Raw genomic sequence first — 18,496 nt, 5'->3', positions numbered from 1 at the left:
GGGTCGGCACGCAGTGCCGGGGTGGGGTGACCTCTTGCGCCAAACAATAGATCACCCCCACCCGCAGCTACGCTGCGACCTCCCCCCTCAAGGGGGAGGTAAAGGCCGCTTCGACCTCCTATGTGTTTGGAAGCGGTAAATAGACTAAATTATTTTACGCATGATGCGAAAAGACAGGAACACAATGTCAGGCCTCGTCCTCAACAACGTCACGAAGGAATTCGGGACCTTCACCGCGGTCAACAATGTCGAGCTGACGGTGCCGAACGGGAGCTTCGTCTGCATGCTCGGCCCCTCCGGCTGCGGCAAGACCACGTTGTTGCGCATGATCGCCGGTCTCGATCTGCCGACCAATGGCGCGATCAATCTTGATGGCGAGGACATCACCCGTGTTCCCACGCACAAGCGCAATCTCGGCATGGTGTTCCAGTCGCTGGCGTTGTTTCCGCATCTGACGGTCGGCGAGAATATCGCCTATCCTCTGCGCATTCGCGGCGTTGCAAAGGAAGACCAGAAGAAGCGGGTGGATGAGCTTCTGTCGATGATCCATCTCGGCGGCTATGCCGACCGGCCGGTATCCAAGCTTTCCGGCGGCCAGCGCCAGCGCGTGGCGATTGCCCGGGCGCTGGCGATCTCGCCGAAACTTTTTCTGCTCGACGAGCCGTTGTCGGCACTCGACGCCAAGCTGCGCGAGGCGATGCAGGTGGAGTTGCGCCAGTTGCAGCAGCAGCTCGGCATCACCACCATCGTCGTCACGCACGATCAGCGCGAGGCGATGACCATGGCCGATACGGTCGTCGTCATGAAGGGCGGAGAAATCCGTCAGGCCGCATCGCCGATCGAGATCTATCGCCGGCCGGCCGATACGTTCGTTGCCGATTTCATCGGCTCGACCAATCTGTTGGAAGCCGAAGCCGACAGCACCGGCCGTGTCACCGTGCTCGGTCAGCCGGTTTCCGGTGTCTCGCTCGGGGCCGATATGCGCAAGGCGACGCTGTCAATCCGGCCGGAAGACGTGCATCTGACGGCACCGGGCGACGGCGCGCTGTCTGGTACGGTGACCTTCGTGCGTGATCTCGGCGGCACGATCGAAACCTTCGTCGATATTGCCGGGCGCCAGATTGTCGCGGTCTCGACGCCGCGCGCGCGGCCCGAAGTGACGGTCGGGCAGCCGGTTGGCGTGGTACTGCTGCCTGACGTTTGCGTGGTGCTGGCCAAATGAGACGCGAAGCCCCGCAAAAAATCGGTGACTACGGCCCGCTGTTCTTTCCGGCAACGATGCTCGTCGTCTTCTTCGTCGTGCCGTTTGCGACGATGATCGCCGTCTCGTTCTTCCAGCGTCAGCAGGGCGGTTTCTATGTTCCGGCCTTCGAGCTGTCGAACTATCAGCGTTTCCTCAGCCTGTTCTTCGCCAATGTGCTCGGCTTCTCGCTGATGCTGGCGGTCACGGTGGCGATCTGCTGCGTTCTCCTTGCCGTTCCCTTCACCTACCTGCTGACCCGCATGAGCCGCAAAGTGCAGGTCGTCTGGCTGGTGGCACTGCTATCGGTGCTGTCGCTGTCGGAGGTCATCATCGGCTTTGCCTGGTCGACGCTGTTTTCGCGCACGGCCGGGATCACCAATCTTCTGGTCATGGCCGGCATCATGAGTGAGGCGAAGGCGCTGTTGCCGAGTTTCGGCGCGGTCCTGACGGGCATGGTCTATCAGGCGTTTCCCTATACGGTGCTGGTACTCTATCCGGCACTGGTGCGGCTCGATCCGACACTGACGGAAGCAGCCCGCACGCTCGGCGCATCTCCGATCAAGGCCTTCTTCACCGTTGTCGTCCCTGCCTTGCGCAACACCATTACCGCGACGCTGATCATGGTGTTCATCTTCGCGCTCGGCTGCTACCTGCTGCCGCAGCTTCTGGGCCGGCCGCAGCACTGGACGCTGTCGGTGCTGATCACCGATCAGGCGATCTATCAGTCCAACATGCCGTTTGCCGCGGCCATGGCGGTGTTCCTGGTGCTGGTGACGCTTGGGCTCGTGGCGCTGACCATTCTTGCCGGACGCAAGGGAGAAGCCGCATGACCGGTGCGCTCAGCAAAATCTATTTCTCCCTGATCGGTCTGTTTCTGGCGCTGCCGATGATCGTCGTTCTGGGTGTGTCGGTGAATGCCAAGCAGACGCTGGCTTTCCCACCCAAGGGTTTTTCGCTGTCCTGGTACGGCGAAATCTTCCTCAATCCGGAATGGCGCAATGCGCTGCTCGCCTCGCTGACGCTGGCTCTCCTGTCGGCTGCCCTGGCGGTGGCGATCGCGCTGCCGCTCGCCTGGTTCCTGTGGCGGCGGGTCGCCCCCTGGGCCAATATCTTCCAACTTCTCGGCATTGCGCCGTTCACGCTGCCGCCGGTGATCACCGCGCTCGGACTTCTGACGTTCTGGGCGGCGACCGGCTTTTACGGTCAGCCATGGACGGCCGTCGTCAGTCACGCGATCTTCTTCGTGACATTGCCGCTGGTGACGCTCTCGCTCGGCTTTACGGCGATCGACCGTTCGCTGGTCGAGGCCGCGGCGACGATGGGGGCCGATGACCGCACGATCTTCCGGACCGTCATTCTGCCGCTGATCCTGCCCTATCTCGTCTCCGGCTATGCGTTTGCCTTCGTGCTGTCGCTCAACGAGTATATCGTTGCCTACATGACCGTCGGCTTCACCATGGAAACGCTGCCGATCAAGATCTTCAACGCGCTGCGCTACGGCTACACGCCAACCATGGCCTCGGTGACGATCCTGTTCGTGGCGACGGCGGCCATCATCTTTTCCCTTGTCGCGCGGTTCGGCGATCTGCCGAAGCTGCTCGGCGCCATGTCATCGGACGACACATGATTACGCTTGCTGCCCTGCAGATGAAATCGGAAAGCGGCGACGTCGCGGCCAATCTCGCGCGTATCGCGCAAGCGGCGAAGGACGCGGCAGCCGCAGGGGCCAGCCTGCTGATCACGCCGGAACTCGGCCTGACCGGCTATGGCGCCGGCGATATCATCCGTGATCTGGCGGAGCCTGCCGACGGTCCGCTGGTCAAGCGGCTGCAGGCGATTTCGGCGGAGACCGGCGTTGCGATCATTGCCGGCTTTGCCGAGAAGGCGGAGGGCACCGTCTTCAACAGCGCTGTCTATGTCGATGGAACTGCGGTCCCGGCCGTTTACCGCAAGTCCAATCTCTACGGCGAGTACGAGCGGGCGCTGTTCACGCCCGCAGCGCCCGGCACCGTGCTGTTTGACCATCGCGGCGTCACATGCGGCATGCTGATCTGCTACGATGTCGAGTTCCCGGAAAACGTCCGGCGGCTGGCCTTGGCGGGCGTAGATGCCGTGCTGGTGCCGACGGCGCTGCCGGCCGGCTATTCCGGCACCTTCATTGCCGATCACATGATCCAGACGCGGGCATTCGAGAATCAGGTCTTCGTTGCCTATATCAATCATTGCGGTGCGGACGAGCGCTTCACCTTCGCCGGATCGTCGCGTATCGCAGCACCTGATGGCAGCCTTCTGGCAAGTGCTGCCCCCCACGGCGAGGCGTTGATGGTCGCGGTGCTTGATCCCGTCAATTTTGATGTTTCGAAAAGCGAAAATACCTATCTGACCGACCTGACGCGCCGCGCCTGAGCGCGGCCACGGTTCGAAGCGGCCGGATTCGATTGCAAGCGCCATCGGTCGAATTGTCGTTCACAGATAGTGAACATTCTGTCCGCGTCGGGCCTCTTTATTAAACGGGCCGGGAAGCCGATATTCGCCTCATATCACCAATGGAGGCAGCCATGAGCTTGCAACTGACAGGAATTCACCACCTCACAGCGATTACCGCCAATGCACCGGAAAACCTGCGCTTCTACACGCAGACGCTTGGCATGCGCCTGGTCAAGAAGACGGTGAACCAGGACGATACCACTGCCTATCATCTGTTCTATGCCGATGGCGAAGCGACGCCGGGCACGGATCTCACCTTCTTCGACTGGCCCGTCAACCGGGAGACACGCGGCACGCACAGCGTCTCGCGCACCGGCCTTCGTGTCGGCAGCCCGGAAAGCATTGCATGGTGGAGGGCCCGGTTTGGCGAACTGAACGTCACCGCCGGCGATGTCGTCGAGATCGACGGCCGTCTGTCGCTTGATTTCGAGGACGGCGAGGGCCAGCGCTTTCGCTTGATCGATGATGGCGGGCTTGCGCCGTCGCATCCGTGGGATCGCAGCCCGGTTCCGGCCGAACACCAGATCAAGGGCCTCGGTCCGATCACCATGAGCGTGCCTGACATCACCAATACGCAGCTGGTGCTGGAGCAGGTGATGAACATGACCCGGCAGCGCCAATATCCGTCGCCGGATGGCAATGGCGAGGTGCATGTGTTCTCGATGGGCGAGGGCGGTCCTGCGGCTGAGTTGCACGTCGCGGTCCAGCCCGGCCTTCCTGCCGCCCGCCAGGGGGCCGGTGCCGTGCATCATGTCGCGTTCCGCGCGCCGGACGAGGCAGCGTTGCACGCATGGACCGAGCGTCTGCAGAGCTTCCGGCTGCCGTCGAGCGGCGAGGTCGAGCGATTTTATTTCCGTTCGCTCTATTTCCGCGAACCGAACGGCATCCTGTTCGAGATCGCCACCGATGGTCCCGGCTTTGCCGTCGACGAGCCACTGGAAACACTCGGCGAAGGGCTGTCGCTGCCGCCGTTCCTCGAGCACAAGCGCGTTCAGATCGAGGCACGGCTGAAGCCGCTGGTCTGACCTGAAACGAAAAGCCGGGAGCAGGACTTCCGGCTTTTTTGTCTGTACTTTTTCATATTTCACAGGATGCTCCCGGTCATGCAAGAAAGGACCGCCCGTATGACAAAACTGATCGGCATTTCCGGAAGCCTGAGAAAGGCGTCGTTCAACAAGGCCCTGCTGCACGCGGCGCTCCCGATGGCGCCGCAGGGCGTGAGCTTTACGATCGGAACCATCGAAGGCATTCCGCTTTACAATGCTGATGTCGAAAGGGAAGGCGTGCCGGAGGCGGTGCAGGTGCTGAAAGACCAGATCGCCGCTGCCGATGGCGTCATCCTGTTCACGCCGGAATACAACAATTCCATGCCGGGCGTTTTCAAGAATGCCATCGATTGGGTGAGTTCGTCGATGACCGGCGCACCGAATGTCTTTGCCGGGCGCTCCTTTGCGCTTGCCGGCACGTCGCCGGGGCCATTCGGGACATTGCTCAGCCAGGACGCCTGGCTTTCGGTGTTTCGCACGCTCGGCGCCGACCTCTGGTCGGGCAAGCGGCTGATGCTGCCGAAGGCGGGCTCGCTGTTCGACAAGGACGGAACCCTGATCGACGAGGACGCCAAAGCGCGGCTGAAGGTCTTCGTCGAGACTTTTGCGGCTTACGTTGCCGCGAAAACGGCTTAGCGTTTCAGGGCGTCTTCGCCTTCAGCCATTCCCGGACGGCCTGAGCATCCATGGCGCCGATCTCGTGCCCGGCTTTCAATGTGACGGTATCGAGCGTCGCCCCCGCCTTGCGGAAAAGGGTTTCGAGCGGCGGTGCATAGTGGGCATAGGGGTCCGTCTTGCCCGTCACCATCAGCACATTGGTGCCGGTCAGATCGGTTTGCGGGACGGTGTCCAATGGGTTCATCATGCGTAGCAGCGCGGCATTCTTGATCAGCCCCGGGTGCAGCAGCATGGTGGCGACCAGCATATTGGCGCCGTTCGAATAGCCGACGAAAACCATCTTTTCGCGGTCGATGCCATAGGCGGAAATGGCGCCTTCGATCATCGCGACGAAGGCTTCGGCTTCGGAGGCGATATCCTTCTGGTCGAAGGTAAACGGGGTGATCCGGCGGAAGAAGCGCGGGAACCCTTCCTCGGTGCTGCGGCCGCGAAGGCTGAGGAGCAGCGAATGCGGGGCGATCTGGCGGCCGAGTGGCAAAAGGCTGGTTTCGTTGGCGCCGCTGCCGTGCAAGAGGACGATGGTGCGGCCATCCGGGTGTTCCGGCTGATGCAGGCGGTGAATGAAGGGCAGGTCGCGCTCGGTAAAACGCTCCTCGCCGGGAAGCGCAAATTGCGGCAACATGACGAGGTTGGCTTCCAGATCGCCGCCGAAATGCTCGGGGACGAAGAGTTTCGTTCCGAGCGTCTCCTGGCTTTCGTCCACCGTCATGCCCGGCGCATCGGTGGCCAGCTCAAACAGCGTGCCGCCCGGTTCGCGGACATAGAGGGAGTAGAAATATTTCCGGTCATGGGCGGAAATCTCGCCGGCGTCTTCCGCCTCCAGCTGCATTCGGGCATTGTTTACCGCTGACATATCGGTTGCGCGAAACGCGATGTGGTCGATCGTCCCGGTGCCTGGGGCCGCCGTCCAGAATCCGGCGGCATCGCGCACGTCGATGACGTCGCCGGAGGCCGAGGTCAGCCGGCGGATCGCCTCCGTCCTCTCCGTTTCCGTATAGCCGAAATGCCGGGTCACGAAGGCCGCGGTGCCGTCTGGCGTGGCCGTCAGGATCGTTGCGCCGCGTAGCCTGCGGATTGCGTCTGCCTGCGGGATATCGGACGTGACATGAACGGCAGGGCCGGCCACGGCTTCCGTGCCGACAAGCTTGACGATGACGCCATCCGGATCCTTCAACCGGATGACGGGCTCGCCGAATTCATGTGTGGGGCCGGTTGCCGTTACACTGTAGCGCAGGGCGCGTGTGAGCCAGAAGCCGATGCTTTCCGGTGCGATGGCAAAGGCGATTTCGCTCGGCTGACCATGGCCGACGCGGCCGGGCGCACCGTCCTGCCAGACGAGAAAAGTCACCAGCGATCCCGGCGATCCGGTCTCGTCACCGTAGAGCAGATGAAGCTGCGCGGCGTCCTCGAAACCGGCCGTGCGCTTGACGAGGCGCAGGCCGAGGAAGCCGGTGTAAAAATCGACATTGGGCTGCACCTTGCGGGTGATCAGGGTGATGTGGTGGATGCCGCTGGTCATGTCATGAAACCCGTTGATTGGAATGCAGAGAAGCAGCAAACAGAGCGCTACGCCAGCGCTTCTGTGTGAACACATCGTCCACCGCATGAACGCGCGAAGGGGCACTTGCTACCGCGTTCAGCCGATCTCCGGGCGTTGCTTTGCCAGAAAAGCTTGAAGGCATCGGCGTAATCGGGATGCCAGCGCGACAGCGGCGGGCGGTTTTCGATGATGTCGCCGGCGGCCCAGAGAATGCGCTTCTCGTCGGTGGCGCGCTCGACGTCATTGTCGGGGCAGAGAATGTAGAAGTCGCCGCCTTCAAGGCTCAGCATCATGAAATCGACCGTCTCCTGCGGCGTCCATGCGCTTTCCGGCTTTTCCGTGCGGCCGTTCGCGGTCAGCCCGGTATAGACGAAGCCGGGAATCAGCAGATGGGCGGATATGGCGCAGCCGGGCGTATTGCGCAGTTCGTGCTGCAGCGCTTCGGTAAAGGCTTTGACGCCGGTTTTCGTGACATTGTAGGCGGGATCGCCCGGCGGCGTGGTGATGCCCTGCTTGGAGCCGGTGTTGATGATGAGACCGGTCTGACCGTGGGCGATCATGGCGGGTGCAAAGATGCGCGATCCGTTGATGACGCCCCAAAGATTGACCGCGAATACCTTTTCCCAGGCATCCTGCGCGCCGAATATAGAGCTTCCGGGCTGGATGCCGGCATTGTTCATCAGCACGTGCACCCGGCCGAAACGATCGACCGCGGCTTTTTCCAGTGCCTTGAGGGCATCGGTGCTGGCAACATCCGTAGGCACGGCAACAACGCTGCCGGGGCCGTGCGGGGAGACGGCCGCCGTCTCGCGCGCGGCCTTGTCCAGCTGCTCACCCGGCAGATCGGCGAGCACGACGTTCATGCCGAGGCCCGCGAACCGTTTGGCGGCGGCAAGTCCTATCCCGGACGCTGCTCCGGTTACGACCGCGACATGGTTGCTGGCAAAGGCTGGGTGATTCATCGCTGTTCCGTCTCGTTCTCAAGGGCATGATCTTCAACGGAAAACTAGGCGCCTAGCCGGGAGAAGTCCACCGGTGCTTTGCCAAGCCCCCTTGCCGGAAGAACATGAGGCCCTAATTTTCAAGGGAAATCAAAGTCCTGATTTCCCGCCCAAAACTCTCATCCGACAAAGGTACCAAATGGCCGCGCCAAAAACCCGGAACAACCGACAGACGCCGTGCGAACAATGTCCCCTGCGGGCGCTGCCGCATTTCCGCGAGTTCAAGCCGGATGAACTGGAGTTCGTTTCAAATTTCAAGACGGGCGAACTGGCGGTCGATGCGGGAACCACGATCCTGGTGGAAGGGTCGAATAGCGCGCACCTCTTCACGGTTCTTTCGGGCTGGGGCTTTCGCTACAAGATGCTGGACGATGGCCGCCGCCAGATCCTCAATTACATGATGCCAGGGGACCTTATCGGGCTGCAGGGCAGCCTCATGGGCGAGATGCAGCATTCGGTCGAGGCGCTTTCGCCCATAACGCTGTGCGTCTTCGAGCGCGACAAACTCGGCGTGCTCTATCGTAACTATCCCGACCTTGCCTACGACCTCACCTGGATCGCCGCGCAGGAAGAGCGCATCCTCGATGAAAACCTCCTGAGCATCGGACGCCGCTCGGCACTGGAGCGGGCGGCCTATCTTCTGGCTTTTCTCTACCAGCGGGCCAAGGCCAGCAATCTGTTCAAAGGTGCGCGCGTCTCGATTCCGATCACGCAGCAGCATGTGGCCGATACGCTCGGGCTTTCCATCGTCCACACCAACAAGACGCTGAAAAAGCTGGGTGAGCGCAAGCTGATTCGCTGGGCCGATCGCGGCTGCGACATTCTGGATGATGAGGGGCTGATGAAGATGGCCGGCTGGGAAGGATATCACGAAAAGAGCCGCCCCTTCATCTGAACCATGCGCGGAGATATCGCCGGGGACGTGTCTTATTTAAATGTCACTGCCCCGTTCTTGCCATACTGCTCGGGTCCAAGGGCCGCGGCTTAATGCCGCCGGACGAATTGCAGACAGGACCCTATCGTTGGCGCTTACGGAAACTTCACTTTCGATCAGGCGCGTGCTGGTGCTCGAAGACAATTTCATCATTGCCATGGAAGCCGAGGATATTTTGCGCTCCCTTGGCGTCGAACATGTCGAAATTGCCGGAAATCTGGCTGAGGCCGGTGTCCTGATCGAAGCGCAGCCCTTCGATTTTGCTCTTCTCGACGTCAATCTGGGCTCCCAGACGAGCTTCGATTTTGCCGCTCTTCTTGCTGCGCGCGGCATGCCTTTCGGCTTCGTTTCCGGTTACGGCGAGAACTCGTTCTTTCCGGCCGCGCTGCGCAAAATCCCCCACATCACCAAGCCTTTCGACGAAAGCTCGATGGCCCGCCTGCTGGCCGCCGCAACGGCTGGTCAGCCGTAATTCTCCCTGTGCCTGCCGTCGTTCAGGACGGCCCGGCCCCTGTCGGCATGTAAATTTCAACCGCAGGTTTTCTTTCTACTTGCGCAATAAACCCGTATGGTTTCTGATATATTCCCACTTGGGCAGGGAACGGATAGTTTATCGCAGTGAGCGCGGTCTGCCTGCCGACCGGCTTGTATTTGGTGCGCGTTGTGTATATTGAGGGGCCACAATAAATGGTTCGGTATAAATATCAGAACGAACGGTTGCAGATGAACAAAGAACGAAAATCCCGCTTTGGCGGGTGGTGCGCGGCATCGGTCGCGGTCCTGGTTCTGGCGTCCTGCCAGGGCGAAACCAAGCCTCCGGAAACGGGAAAAACAACGGTCCAGGTTCAGAGTGCCGACTTTGTCGATCACCAGCAGTCTGTGACGCTGACCGGCGAGGTTGTCGCCCATGTCCAGACCAATCTTTCCTTCCGCGTCAGCGGCCAGATAACCGATTGGCACGCCGACGTCGGATCGCATGTGAAGGCCGGTGATGTTCTGGCGCGCATCGATCCGAGTGAACAAAAGGCGGATGTCCAGGCTGCCGAGGCCGCGGTCCGCGCGGCGGAGGCACAGGTCAAGCAGGCTTCTTCCTCATTCGAGCGCCAGAAATCGCTGCTGGCGAAGAACTCGACCACGCAGGAGGCCTTTGATCAGGCGCAGACAGCCCTGCAGACGACGCAAGGATCGCTCGATTCCGCCAATGCGCAACTCGGCACCTCGCGCGACGCCCTGTCCTATACCGAGCTTCGGGCGGATGCCGATGGGATCGTCACCGTGCGCAACGCGGAGGCGGGCCAGGTGGTCCAGGCGGCGCAGACCATGTTCACCGTTGCCAGGGACGGTCCGCGCGACGCGATCTTCGAAGTCTATGAATCGCTGCTGTTCCAAAAGCCTTCGGAGCCGAAAATAGAACTGGCGCTGATCAGCGACCCCTCGGTCAAAACCGGAGGAACGGTCAGCGAAATCTCTCCGACGATCAATACGGCAACGGGAACCGTGCGCGTCAAGATCGCCATGGACAGCACGCCCGACCGCATGACGCTTGGCGCACCGGTGACCGGTTTTGCCCGTGGCATGCCGACGAAGCTGGTGGTCCTGCCATGGACGTCGCTTTCCGTGCTGGATGGAAAACCGGCTGTCTGGGTGGTGAATACGAAGGACAGCACGGTCAACCTGAAGCCGGTGACAGTCGGCCCTTACGAGACCGGCCGCGTGCTGATTTCCGAAGGTCTCACCAAGGGCGATAACGTTGTGGTCGATGGTGCGAAGATGTTGCGCCCCGGCCAAGTGGTTGATGTCATCAAGGAACAGGCAGAATGAACCGGATATCGCTGGCGCTGCTGCTTGCGCCACTCACGCTTGCCACGCTGGCGGGCTGCCAGAAAAAAGAGGATGAGGCGCCACCGCCGATCCGCCCCGTGCTGTCGCAAATCGTGACCCTTCAGGCGCTGCCCGGTTCCAGCTTTGCCGGCACCGTGCAGCCAAAGGTTCAAACCATCTTCGGCCCGCGCGTCACAGGCCTGCTCGTTGCCCGCGATGTCGATACGGGAGATACGGTGACCGAGGGGCAGTTGCTGGCAGCGCTCGATCCAACAGCGCTTGAACTTGCCGTGGGATCGGCCAAGGCCGATCTGGCCAATGCGGAAGCCTCGCTTGCCAATGCCCTCTCCGTCGAACGGCGGACCGAGGCGCTGTTCAAGGTCGGCACGGAAACACAGGCGTCCGTCGAAAGTGCGCAACAGACGAGCGCCAGTGCGCAGGCGTCTGTCGTGCAATCGCGCGCGGCCTTGTCGAAGGCCCAGGAACAGCTTTCCTACACGCAGATCACGGCAGCATTTGACGGCGTGGTGACGGAGACCGGCGCGGAGGTCGGACAGGTCGTCGCGGCCGGCGCCTCCGTCGTGACCGTCGCCCGGCCGGATGACAGGGATGCCGTGGTGGACGTTCCGGACGGCAATGCACTTTTGCCGGTGGGTACGCCGTTTTCGGTTTCTCTCCAGATCAATCCCGCCATGGTCGTGAACGGCAAGGTGCGCGAGATCGCGCCGGCGGCAGACGCGGCGACGCGAACGCGCCGCGTCAAGATTGCCCTGGAAAATCCGCCGGCAGGCTTCCGGCTTGGAACCACGATCACCGCCACGCAGACGGAGGCCGTCGTCGAGCGGATGATTCTGCCGGCAACCGCGATTCTTGCGCGCGACGGCAAATCCTATGTCTGGGTGGTTGCGCAGGGTGACGCAACGGTGAGCGCCCGCGAAGTGGTAACGGGGCCTGAAGTGGCCGGCAATATTGTCGTCACCTCCGGTATCGACGCCGGCATGCGCGTCATCACCGCCGGGGTACACAGTCTCAAGGAAGGCCAGAAAGTGAAAGTTGAAGACGAGGCACGCTCATGAAGAAGTTCAACCTGTCCGACTGGGCGCTCGATCATGCGTCGATGGTCTGGTATTTCATGATCGTCTTCGGCCTGCTCGGGTTCTTCTCCTATCTGAGCCTTGGCCGCGAGGAAGATCCGTCCTTTACGATCAAGACGATGACGATCTCGGCGCAGTGGCCGGGCGCCTCGGTCGAGGAGACCACCCGCCAGGTTACCGAACGCATCGAGCGTAAGCTCGAGGAACTGGAATCGCTCGACTACACCCGCAGCATCACCACGCCGGGCCAGACACTCGTCTTCGTCAATCTCAAGGATACGACGAAGGCACGCGATGTCGCCTCTATCTGGGTGACCGTTCGCAATATGATCGGCGATATCAGCGGCCAGTTCCCGTCCGGCGTCGTCGGCCCGTCGTTCAACGACCGCTTCGGCGATGTCTTCGGCAATATCTATGCCTTCACGGCGGATGGTCTCACCCAGCGGCAGTTGCGTGACTATGTCGAGACCGCACGCCGGCAGATCTTGACCGTCCCGAATATCGGCAAGGTCGATATTGTCGGCGCGCAGGACGAGGTGATCTATCTCGAATTCTCGACGCGTCAGCTCGCGGCCCTCGGGATCAATCAGAACGATGTCGTTGCCACGCTGCAGGCGCAGAATGCCATCGCGCCGTCGGGTGTGGTGCAGGCGGATGGCGAGCGCGTCAGCGTTCGCGTCAACGGCCAGTTCTCGTCCGAAGACAGCCTGAGCGCCGTCAATCTGCAGGTCAATAATCGTTTCTTCCGCCTAAGTGACATCGCCACGATTACCCGCGGCTATACCGATCCGCCCTCGGCGCTGTTCCGCTTCAACGGCGAGCCGGCCATCGGCCTTGCGATCGGCATGAAGCAGGGGGCCAATCTTCTGGAATTCGGCAAGCATGTCGAAGAGCAGATCAAACAGGTCGAGGCGGAACTGCCGGTTGGCGTCGATGTGCATCTGGTGTCCGATCAGCCGCTGATCGTCGAGGAGGCGGTGTCGGGCTTTACGCGCGGCCTTGCCGAGGCGGTGATCATCGTCCTGGCCGTCAGCTTCGTCAGCCTCGGCGTGCGCGCCGGCCTTGTCGTCGCCCTGTCTATCCCGCTGACGCTGGCCATCACCTTCGTCGTCATGTCCTATTTCGGCATCTCGCTGCAGCGTATCTCGCTCGGCGCGCTGATCATCGCGCTGGGGCTTCTGGTCGATGACGCGATGATTGCGGTTGAAATGATGGTGGCGCGGCTGGAGACGGGGGATTCTCTGCGCAAGGCGGCGACCTATGTCTATACGTCCACCGCCTTTCCGATGCTGACAGGTACCCTCGTCACCGTCGCAAGCTTCATTCCGGTCGGTCTCAACAACAGTGCTGCCGGTGAGTTCACCTTCACGCTGTTCGTCGTCATTGCCGTCTCGCTGCTGGTGTCCTGGGTCGTCGCGGTGGTTTTCGCGCCATTGCTCGGGGTTACCATCCTGCCCAAGACGATGAAGCAGCATCACGACGAGAAGGGCCGGCTGGCGCGGATATTCGCCGGTCTCCTGGTCTGGTGCATGCGCTGGAAGTGGACGACGATCGCTTTCACGGTGGCCATTTTCGCCCTGTCGCTGTTTGGCATGACCCACGTGCAGCAGCAGTTCTTCCCGTCATCCGACCGGCTTGAACTGATTGTCGACTGGTCGCTGCCGCAGAATTCCTCGATCACCGAGACCAATGCGCAGATGGCGAAGTTCGAAAAGGACAAGCTCGTCGGCAATCCCGATGTCGAGCGCTGGTCGACCTATGTCGGAGAGGGCGCCGTGCGCTTCGTCCTGTCGTTCGACGTGCAGCCGCCGGATACCTCGTTCGGCCAGACGATCATCGTCACCAAGAGCCTTGAAGTGCGCGACAAGCTGCGTGCCGATCTGCAGAAATACCTGAAGGAGACCTTCGTCGGGACCGATGCCTATGTGAAGCTCTTGGATATCGGTCCGCCGGTCGGCCGGCCCGTGCAGTACAGGGTTAGCGGACCGGATATCGGCGAGGTCCGCCAGCATGCGCTCGAACTCGGCAGTGTTCTCGGCCGCAACCCGCTGCTCGGGGATATCGTCTACGACTGGAACGAGCCGGCCCGCGTCATCAAGGTCGACGTGCTGCAGGACAAGGCCCGCCAGCTCGGGGTGACCTCGCAGGATATCGCATCGGCTCTGAACGGCATCGTTGGCGGCACCACGGTGACGCAGGTTCGCGATGATATCTATCTCATCAACGTGGTTGCCCGCGCCAAGGCATCCGAGCGGCAGTCGATCGAGACCCTGCGCGATCTGCAGCTTCCGGGAACCAACGGCAATTCCGTTCCGCTGGCAGCGGTGGCGAACTTCCGCTACGAGATGGAGCAGCCGGTCGTCTGGCGCCGGTCGCGCTTGCCGACCTTGACCGTCAAGGCCGGTATCGTCGATGCGACGCAGCCGGCGACGATCGTGGCGCAGTTGTCGAAGGATGTCTCCGCCTACACCGCAACGTTGCCGCCCGGCTACACGGTCGAGGTTGGTGGCAGCGTCGAGGAAAGCGGCAAGAGCCAGGCGCCGATTGTCGCCGTCGTGCCGTTGATGCTGTTCGTCATGGCAACGATCCTGATGATCCAGCTCCAGAGTTTCTCGCGTCTGTTCCTCGTCTTTGCGGTGGCGCCACTGGCGCTGATCGGGGTGGTGGTGGCGTTGCTATCCAGCAATTCGCCGATGGGGTTTGTCGCCATTCTCGGGATTCTGGCGCTGATCGGCATCCTCATCCGAAACTCGGTCATTCTGGTGGTGCAGATCGAACATCTGCGAGAGGAGGGGATTGCCCCCTGGCAGGCAGTGCAGGAGGCGACCGAGCATCGCATGCGGCCGATCATGCTGACGGCTGCGGCCGCCAGTCTGGCGCTGATCCCGATCTCCCGGGAAATCTTCTGGGGACCGATGGCCTACGCCATGATGGGCGGCATCATCGTCGGCACGGTGCTGACGCTGCTCTTCCTGCCGGCGCTCTATATCGCTTGGTTCCGCATCAGGCCGCCGGAAAAGACGGATGAGGTGAAGGTCGAGGGGTCGGATGCGCCCGTTCCGGATGATGCGGTGCCGGTCTAGCAAAGATGTCCCCGGGTGTGGGGTTGTGCCTGGCGCAATCCCACACCCGGGCTTTCCGCGCCCTTACAGCATGACCACCATCAGTTCGGTCTTGTCGTAACCGAAATCGAGCGGCGTGGTGCCGGTATGTTCCAGCACCAGCCAGTCGCCGGCATTGAGAAGCGCCATGCCGATGGCGCAATTGCCATAGGAGGCGGAGGCCGCGTCATTGTCGTTGACACTGGCAATGGCCGTCGTGCCGTTGACCTTGACCGCGACGGAAAAGGCGCCGGACGGATTGGCTTCGACGCCGAGGCAGACGAGATAGGGGGCCGTGACCGGGACAATCAGCCGATTGCCGCCGCCGGCGACGGAAGCGCCCAGACTGAAGCCGCCCTGGTTGATGCTCAATGCGGAAAAGCCGGTCTGGGTCCCGGATGCCGGCGTCAGCACGCCGCCGCCGCGGGTGGCGCGCACCAGCGGGCGCTGCGGCATGCGCACCTGTCCCTGTGCGGTGATGCTCAGCGCCGATGTCCAGGCGGTTCCGTCCGGACTGACCTTGACGGCGAACTCATCCGATCCGGTGAGCCCCATTTCCGCCCGGCCGGACCAGGCTGTCTGGAACAGCAGGCTGGCCGTATCGCCTGTCGCTGCCTTGTTGATCCGCACCTGATGTCCATTCCCGTCATGCGTCAGCAGCGTGGCCGCCGCCGCGACGGCGAGCCGGCTGGTGCTGTCGGCTGTGGTGTTGATACCGAGATGCGAAGGTGTGCCGATCGCGTCATAGGGCTCCCAGGCGCCGCCGTCATGAATCTTCATCCTGTCCTCGGCCAGGAACCAGCCGCGTCATCCCGCTCTCGGAGAAATGAAGGTCCAGTCGCCATCCTGTCTGAGGGCGAGCGCGCCGCTCTTGCCCGTCCATGCGCCGGTTGGCGACGCAGTGACGTCGTAGCAGGTCCCTTCCTGCGGGCCGGACGGCGGCGTCGAGAGAGATGCGGTGATGGTCAGCTGCGTCAAGGCGTCGAGACGCTGCAGCGCTTCGTTATGGGTGACGTGCTTTTGTGCCTGCGAGGGCAGGATATAGGGCAGTTCCAGGTTGATCGTCGTTTCGCTCATCGGGTGGTTCTCCTTTGCTGTCAGGAGAAGGGTACCCGTGTGGGCACGACAGGGGATGGCGGCCCGGCCACCGCCTTGCCGGCAAAGGGAAATTCCGGCTGAGCGTGCCCGCTCGTCCCCGGCCGTCAAAGGCGGTTTGGGTGCCTCAGCTCTTGCCGCGCGAGACGAAATGCGGATTGGCGAAATCCGCATCGGAGATCTGGTTGCGCTTGCCATAGGCCAGCGGGCTGCCGTCCATGGTCACTGTCTCGCCGCCGGCTGCGCGCAAAACGGCATCGCCTGCCGCCGTGTCCCATTCCATCGTCCGGCTGAGGCGTGGATAGATGTCGGCGAGGCCTTCGGCGAGAAGGCAGAATTTCAGCGAAGAGCCGATCGATTCGTAATCCGTAATGCCGTGTTCGGTGAGATAGGCGATGGTTTCCTGGCTGTTATGGGAGCGGCTGGCGAGCGCCACCAGCGTGTCGCCACGGCTGCGGCAGCCGATGATCGTCGGCGGTCCGATGTCATGCTGGCCGGAAACGACGGATTTTTTCGCCTTGTTGCGGGTGGCGGCATAGAGAATGCCGAGGGCCGGCGCATAGACGACGCCGGCAACGGGCTCGCCGTTTTCGATCAGCGCGATGTTGACGGTAAAATCGTCGTTGCGGCCGACGAATTCCTTGGTGCCGTCGAGCGGATCGACGAGGAAAAAGGACTTGCCCTCGATATCGGGGATATGGCCCGCTGCAACCGCCTCTTCGGCGACCACGGGAATATCGGGAAACGCGGCGGCAAGGCGATCGAGGATGATCTTTTCGGCGCTCTCGTCGGCATCGGTCACGGGGGAACAGTCGGCCTTGTAGCTGACCTCCGGTCCGGCATGATAGACGTCGAGGATCGCTTTCCCCGCAGCCACCGCCGCCGCTTGCAGAACGTCCAGCATCTTGCTTCCTGCGCCTTCCTGCCGTCTTCGGCCATGGCGTTCACATTTTCCCGGAGACGTTGAACGCGATCAACCGGAACACGGATTATACATCCACATTCCTTACCGGTCTTTACAAGGTTTGCGCGTCAAATTTTTCCGACTGTGCTGCATTTGGCACTGTGTCTTGGGTCGCGTTCGGATAGAGCTGCGACAGCACGGCGCGGCGCATTCGATCCGTCTTTGCCGTGGCGGTCTTTGCGCCGGTCGCCGCTTATGCAAAAGTGGCGCTGCAACAGTATGGTGAGTTGGGACTGGCATGCGCTATTCGGCATTCTCGATCGTCAAGAACGCGCTTTCGGGCAACCTCAACTGGAAGCCGGCCTGGCGCCAGCCGGAACCCAAGCCCTTCTACGATGTGATCATCGTCGGTGGCGGCGGGCATGGATTGGCGACGGCCTACTATCTCGCCAGGGAATTCGGCCTCAAGAACATCGCAGTGCTTGAAAAGGGTTATCTCGGCTCCGGCAATGTCGGCCGCAACACCACGATCGTTCGCTCCAACTACATGCTATCAGGCAACGAGCCGTTCTACGAATTTTCGATGAAGCTCTGGGAGGGCATGGAGCGCGATCTCAACTACAATGCCATGCTGTCGCAGCGCGGCGTCATCAATCTCTACCACAATGACGGCCAGCGCGACGCCTATGTCCGCCGCGGCAACGCCATGTGGATGGAGGGCGTTCCGGCCGAGCTGCTGGATCGCGCGGCATTGCAGAAGATGCTGCCTTTCCTCAATTTCGATCATGCCCGGTTTCCGATCATGGGCGGCCTGTTGCAGAAGCGTGGCGGCACGGCCCGTCATGATGCTGTTGCCTGGGGCTATGCCCGCGCCGCCGACCGGCTCGGCGTCGATCTCATCCAGAACTGCGAGGTCACTGGCATCCGGCGTGAAAACGGCGTGGTGACCGGTGTCGAGACGTCGAAGGGTTTCATCGGTTGCGGCAAGCTGGGCCTGGCGGCCGCCGGCAACACATCACGCGTCGGAGAGATGGCGGATCTGAAGCTGCCGATCGAGAGCCATGTGCTGCAGGCCTTCGTCACCGAGGGACTGAAGCCCGCCATCGACCACGTCATCACCTATGGCGCCGGACATTTCTATATTTCCCAATCGGACAAGGGCGGCCTTGTCTTCGGCGGCGAGATTGACGGCTACAATTCCTATGCCCAGCGCGGCAATCTGGCGACGGTCGAGCATGTGATGGAGGAGGGCGTGGCGATGATCCCCGGCCTGTCGCGTGTCCGCGTGCTGCGCTCCTGGGGCGGTGTCATGGATATGAGCATGGACGGCTCGCCGATCATCAGTCAGACGCCGATCGACAACCTCTATCTCAACTGCGGCTGGTGTTATGGCGGCTTCAAGGCGACGCCGGCGTCTGGCTGGTGCTTCGCCCACCTGATCGCCAAGGATGAGACCCATCCTGTCGCACGCTTCCTGCGCCTCGATCGTTTCGAACGCGGCTATCCCATCGATGAACGCGGTGCTGGTCCCCAGCCCAACCTGCATTGAGAC

The 18,496-nt window shown here is 61.9% G+C and carries 16 protein-coding genes and 1 pseudogene; 12 read left to right on the top strand and 5 right to left on the bottom strand.

The window, feature by feature from the left end; all coding sequences use genetic code 11:
- Positions 1-184: 184 nt before the first annotated feature.
- From ADU59_RS26365 to ADU59_RS26340, 6 genes are all read left to right on the top strand, one after another.
- Positions 185-1,222, top strand: a complete 1,038-nt coding sequence (locus ADU59_RS26365; protein WP_068958219.1) for an ABC transporter ATP-binding protein — start codon at positions 185-187, stop codon at positions 1,220-1,222.
- Positions 1,219-2,073, top strand: a complete 855-nt coding sequence (locus ADU59_RS26360; RefSeq protein WP_068958217.1) for an ABC transporter permease — start codon at positions 1,219-1,221, stop codon at positions 2,071-2,073. The genes ADU59_RS26365 and ADU59_RS26360 overlap by 4 nt, the downstream gene beginning before the upstream one ends.
- Positions 2,070-2,870 carry an ABC transporter permease gene (locus tag ADU59_RS26355; protein WP_068958215.1) on the top strand — a complete coding sequence of 267 codons (801 nt, stop codon included), beginning with the start codon at positions 2,070-2,072 and terminating at the stop codon, positions 2,868-2,870. Before ADU59_RS26360 ends, ADU59_RS26355 begins: the two co-directional genes overlap by 4 nt.
- Positions 2,867-3,649: a carbon-nitrogen hydrolase family protein gene (locus ADU59_RS26350; RefSeq protein ID WP_068958213.1), complete on the top strand. Its 783-nt coding sequence runs from the start codon at positions 2,867-2,869 to the stop codon at positions 3,647-3,649. The genes ADU59_RS26355 and ADU59_RS26350 overlap by 4 nt, the downstream gene beginning before the upstream one ends.
- 152 nt (positions 3,650-3,801) lie before the next feature.
- Positions 3,802-4,755 (top strand): ring-cleaving dioxygenase, encoded by a 954-nt coding sequence (locus ADU59_RS26345; protein WP_068958331.1) that lies wholly within the window; start codon positions 3,802-3,804, stop codon positions 4,753-4,755.
- A 99-nt stretch (positions 4,756-4,854) separates the two neighbouring features.
- Positions 4,855-5,412, top strand: coding sequence for an NADPH-dependent FMN reductase (locus ADU59_RS26340; protein WP_068958211.1), 558 nt, complete (start codon positions 4,855-4,857; stop codon positions 5,410-5,412).
- A gap of 4 nt (positions 5,413-5,416) precedes the next feature.
- Here the strand turns inward: ADU59_RS26340 and ADU59_RS26335 are convergent, their stop codons facing one another.
- Positions 5,417-6,973, bottom strand: a complete 1,557-nt coding sequence (locus ADU59_RS26335; RefSeq protein ID WP_068958329.1) for a VOC family protein — start codon at positions 6,971-6,973, stop codon at positions 5,417-5,419.
- Between the two features lie 146 nt (positions 6,974-7,119).
- A pseudogene (locus ADU59_RS26330) lies at positions 7,120-7,956 on the bottom strand (SDR family NAD(P)-dependent oxidoreductase); the annotation flags it as partial.
- Positions 7,957-8,134: 178 nt separating this feature from the next.
- On the opposite strand from ADU59_RS26330, the gene ADU59_RS26325 reads away from it, so the two are divergent.
- From ADU59_RS26325 to ADU59_RS26305, 5 genes are all read left to right on the top strand, one after another.
- Positions 8,135-8,890 (top strand): Crp/Fnr family transcriptional regulator, encoded by a 756-nt coding sequence (locus ADU59_RS26325; RefSeq protein WP_068958209.1) that lies wholly within the window; start codon positions 8,135-8,137, stop codon positions 8,888-8,890.
- A gap of 127 nt (positions 8,891-9,017) precedes the next feature.
- Positions 9,018-9,401 carry a response regulator gene (locus tag ADU59_RS26320; protein ID WP_244506517.1) on the top strand — a complete coding sequence of 128 codons (384 nt, stop codon included), beginning with the start codon at positions 9,018-9,020 and terminating at the stop codon, positions 9,399-9,401.
- Between the two features lie 251 nt (positions 9,402-9,652).
- Positions 9,653-10,750 carry an efflux RND transporter periplasmic adaptor subunit gene (locus tag ADU59_RS26315; protein WP_244506516.1) on the top strand — a complete coding sequence of 366 codons (1,098 nt, stop codon included), beginning with the start codon at positions 9,653-9,655 and terminating at the stop codon, positions 10,748-10,750.
- Positions 10,747-11,826 carry an efflux RND transporter periplasmic adaptor subunit gene (locus ADU59_RS26310; protein WP_068958205.1) on the top strand — a complete coding sequence of 360 codons (1,080 nt, stop codon included), beginning with the start codon at positions 10,747-10,749 and terminating at the stop codon, positions 11,824-11,826. Before ADU59_RS26315 ends, ADU59_RS26310 begins: the two co-directional genes overlap by 4 nt.
- Positions 11,823-14,927, top strand: coding sequence for an efflux RND transporter permease subunit (locus ADU59_RS26305; RefSeq protein ID WP_068958203.1), 3,105 nt, complete (start codon positions 11,823-11,825; stop codon positions 14,925-14,927). Before ADU59_RS26310 ends, ADU59_RS26305 begins: the two co-directional genes overlap by 4 nt.
- Positions 14,928-14,990: 63 nt before the next feature.
- On the opposite strand, the gene ADU59_RS26300 is transcribed toward ADU59_RS26305, so the two are convergent.
- The 3 genes from ADU59_RS26300 to cysQ all read right to left on the bottom strand — a co-directional run bounded on the left by ADU59_RS26300 (position 14,991) and on the right by cysQ (position 16,944).
- Complete coding sequence (locus tag ADU59_RS26300; protein WP_244506515.1) at positions 14,991-15,725, bottom strand: hypothetical protein; 735 nt, start codon at positions 15,723-15,725, stop codon at positions 14,991-14,993.
- A 27-nt stretch (positions 15,726-15,752) separates the two neighbouring features.
- Positions 15,753-16,022 carry a DUF2793 domain-containing protein gene (locus ADU59_RS31235; protein WP_244506514.1) on the bottom strand — a complete coding sequence of 90 codons (270 nt, stop codon included), beginning with the start codon at positions 16,020-16,022 and terminating at the stop codon, positions 15,753-15,755.
- 145 nt (positions 16,023-16,167) lie between these two features.
- Entirely contained in the window at positions 16,168-16,944 is a 777-nt protein-coding gene (gene cysQ / locus ADU59_RS26295; RefSeq protein WP_068958201.1) for a 3'(2'),5'-bisphosphate nucleotidase CysQ, read from the bottom strand.
- A 298-nt stretch (positions 16,945-17,242) separates the two neighbouring features.
- Between cysQ and ADU59_RS26290 the strand changes: the two genes are divergently transcribed.
- Positions 17,243-18,493, top strand: a complete 1,251-nt coding sequence (locus tag ADU59_RS26290) for a sarcosine oxidase subunit beta family protein (RefSeq protein WP_068958199.1) — start codon at positions 17,243-17,245, stop codon at positions 18,491-18,493.
- The last annotated feature ends 3 nt before the right edge of the window (positions 18,494-18,496 follow it).

The organism is Pararhizobium polonicum, assembly GCF_001687365.1.
Classification (GTDB): domain Bacteria; phylum Pseudomonadota; class Alphaproteobacteria; order Rhizobiales; family Rhizobiaceae; genus Pararhizobium; species Pararhizobium polonicum.
The sequence above is the reverse complement of the archived record's forward strand: the minus strand, read 5'-3'. Positions and strand labels throughout refer to the sequence as shown.